The organism is Psychrobacillus sp. (genome assembly GCF_032154225.1).
GTDB lineage: Bacteria > Bacillota > Bacilli > Bacillales_A > Planococcaceae > Psychrobacillus.
In genome coordinates, this window is record NZ_JALDYF010000042.1 from 1 (window position 1) to 3,067 (window position 3,067).

Annotated in this window: 3 protein-coding genes; 2 read left to right on the forward strand and 1 reads right to left on the reverse strand. The window is 36.8% G+C overall.

Annotated features, from left to right (window positions below; all coding sequences use genetic code 11):
- Window positions 1-230 precede the first annotated feature (230 nt).
- Together RUH95_RS21460 and RUH95_RS21465 are read left to right on the forward strand one after the other, a co-directional pair.
- Entirely contained in the window at window positions 231-353 is a 123-nt protein-coding gene (locus RUH95_RS21460) for a hypothetical protein (RefSeq protein WP_313894939.1), read from the forward strand.
- Between the two features lie 530 nt (window positions 354-883).
- A complete protein-coding gene (locus tag RUH95_RS21465; protein ID WP_313894940.1) occupies window positions 884-1,846 on the forward strand; it encodes a S41 family peptidase in 963 nt (320 codons plus the stop codon).
- A 967-nt stretch (window positions 1,847-2,813) separates the two neighbouring features.
- Here RUH95_RS21465 and RUH95_RS21470 read toward each other — a convergent pair.
- Window positions 2,814-3,067, reverse strand: a 254-nt coding sequence (locus RUH95_RS21470) for a hypothetical protein (protein WP_313894941.1), incomplete at its 5' end; no start/stop codon positions are given.

Genomic DNA, 3,067 nt, shown 5'->3' on the forward strand with positions numbered 1-3,067 from the left:
ATTTTTAATTTGGTTTCCATTACCAACACCCCTTTTCTATATTATTTACCTTGTTCACAAAGTTGTCAAACTAATTTTTTGGAATTTTTTTAAGACGATGTGCTTTTGAATAAAAAAGAACAGCTTCTGTGGTTATAGCCTAGATAGGATACTATAGAAGTGAAGGGCATCGCTTGTAGGGAAGTCTCCTCTTTTGTAGAATGGTAAAAAGAGGGGGAGGGGGATTAGAAATGATGAATGAAGAAATAAAAAAATTATCAGATGTACTTTTGCAAAGTCTGTATGATTATCACTTTGCTACTAACGGAGGACATTATCAATTACCTAAAGAGATGTTAGATGGGCCGACGTAAATAGTAAACTAGCCATTGATTACCTTATCGAAGCGGGATATGCGACAGATAGCGGGGAAGGATCGGATCATCTAGTTTTAGGGATAACATCGCAAGGTATGGATTATATAAAAAATAAATAAGTGCATTCGTAATGAAACAGATACAGGAGCGTTTATCCAGGTATTCCGTAGTAATGTTACATGGCAAAGTTTAAGTAGCTTAGGAAGAGTGGTTAATGTGGTTATAACCGCTAAAAAGATATTTGTTTCAATAATTTTCTGCTGTCATAGTTTCAATGGTCGCAATTGGAGGAAGCTCTTTAGCAACTTTTTTATTCTATAAACTAAATGGTGAGCAATTTGGTGGAATAACTTCAACTTCACAAGTAATAGGGTTTTTAATTATACTTGTCTTATCTTTTTCTTTATATTATTTAAGTTATAGAAAAGGAATCAGACATAATACAGAATTAGTTATGTAATCTAATTGCTTCGTAGATACTTCAAAATTAATAAGAAACCATTTACCACTGGAAAGAAGGGATGATGTTGAAACTTATTAAATGGACAACAGTTATACTAAGTATTTTCACACTAGTAGGGGTTTTTCTAGTTTATCAATTTGGTCCGGTTGTTGGTGCACAACTAGGTAAACCATTTTATTTTTTTCCGCCGAGCGCTGAAAGATACGGAAAGGTAGCAATCGAAATGATTGAATTAAATGGTTATTATGCAAGTGGTGAAAAGTGGGAGGAAGTAAAAGAAGAACTTAAAAATGAAATGAAAATTGCTTCTTCCTATGAAAATACATATTCTTTCATCGAAAAAGCTTTGCAAGAAGGGGGTGGGAAGCATTCGTTTTTACTGACGAAAGAAAATCAACAAACGTTATCTGCCCAAGATGAAATGCCTACGGTCACGCGTGAAAGTGACGTGCTTATAATAAGGTTACCAGAACATATAGATGCTGCTGCAAACGGAAAGCAATACGCTGAAACAGTTCTACAAGAAATTAAAAGAAACGCCGATGTAAAAGGAGCTATTATTGATCTCCGTGGAAATAGTGGTGGAGACATGGGACCAATGATTACCGCGGTTTCTCCATTTTTAAAAGATGGAGATCTTTTATACTATGAATATATAGACCGTGACTTGACTGTCCAATTAGAAGATGGAAAATCTATAGGTGGTGGTACGCAGATTGAAACAGATATCTCTCCTTTTAAACTAGATGTGCCTGTTGCGGTCTTAATTGATGATGGAACGGCAAGTTCAGGAGAAGCGGTGTTAATGGCATTTATGGGGCAACAAAATACAAAAACATTTGGCCAACCGACTGCTGGATATGCTTCTGCTAATGTAACACTTCCTTTGTACGATAACGCAATGATTAACGTTACGGTGGCATATAATAAAACACTAGATGGGAAAATATTTTATGACAATCCAGTTATACCAGAAGTCGAAACAGATATTCCCTTGGAAAAAGCGAAAAAGTGGTTAACTGAATAAGCGAAAAAATGATGAAAATTTTATTAATACTGTGTCATACCAAATTACAACTTTTTATCATATTCTCTTCTCCATCATAGAATATAATTAAAGGGCCGATTCCAGTCCTGGAAAGTCGTAATTATTGAGCTGAGATACCTTCCGCAATCGGGTGCGATTGTAGGTGCGAAACGTTCCTGACCTTTACCGAAATGTGATCACACAATTTCGGTGAAGGTCAGGCAGTTTCAGGTTTCTGGAAATTGAATGGTTATATCGAGGAGTCGAATGAGGAGGCGCTCTGAAAGGCTCCCCCTGCGTCGAGTAGCACGCTGATTAGTAAGGAAAAGCGTGTTATAAACTCGGCTAATAGTCGCAAGAATTCACCGTAACAGTCCGGCTGACGAAAGCCTACCCGATGGGGTGGTGTAAATCATGGTGCTTCGGTTGAACAAATAAGGTGGGAATGCAATGTAAATCTGATTCTACATTTCATCTTGCATATACATAAAAATATTGAATGAGTTGGATTAGTTGGAATGCCGTACGCGATGAAAGTCGCACGTGCGGTGTGAAGTGGGGAAAAAGCTGGCGATAACGTCCAAAGCTTACCTATCACTATAACAAGATAGTTAAAATAGCCTCGGAAAAACAATTTAACGAGGCTATTTTCCAACTCATTAATCATCTACTTGAACTGCTCGAATTGATTAGTTACCCATCGCTCTTGGTTTTCTGCAACTTATTTTTCAACCTTAATTTAATCTATTAACCAATTCCTATTTCGAAAGCTGCATATACCTCTTTTTGGCGACGTTTACATCACGTTCAGACGATACTTCATAAAGGTGCTTCGTCAAATGTAGTGGGCATTACAGGCTTTTTACGCGTATTTTTTACTTTATAGGTTCTGCTATGCTTTTGATAATAAGAATGGGGTTCCTCATTGCGTTTAATCGTATTTTGATGGATACGGGAATCCCTTATTCTACGAGAAAGTCAATCGTTTGAATGCCGATAGTAAGTGAACGGTCTTTACGTTGCTGGTGCACTTTATCAAGCCATTGCCACTTATCTGAATGGATTGCATGTTAGTTGGACACACAAAATCGGTCACGCAAGTATCACCTAATACTTTGTTATATACCCCAACCTTTTCAGCATGTTCATCAAATTGATGTTGTAACTCTTTAGGGCTTCTTAAATACGCATCATCATCAATATCAATATCAATATCAATAT

Coding starts and splice junctions, on each gene's coding strand:
- RUH95_RS21460 (WP_313894939.1), top strand. CDS start 231: ATGATGAATGAAGAAATAAAAAAATTATCAGATGTACTTTTGCAAAGT.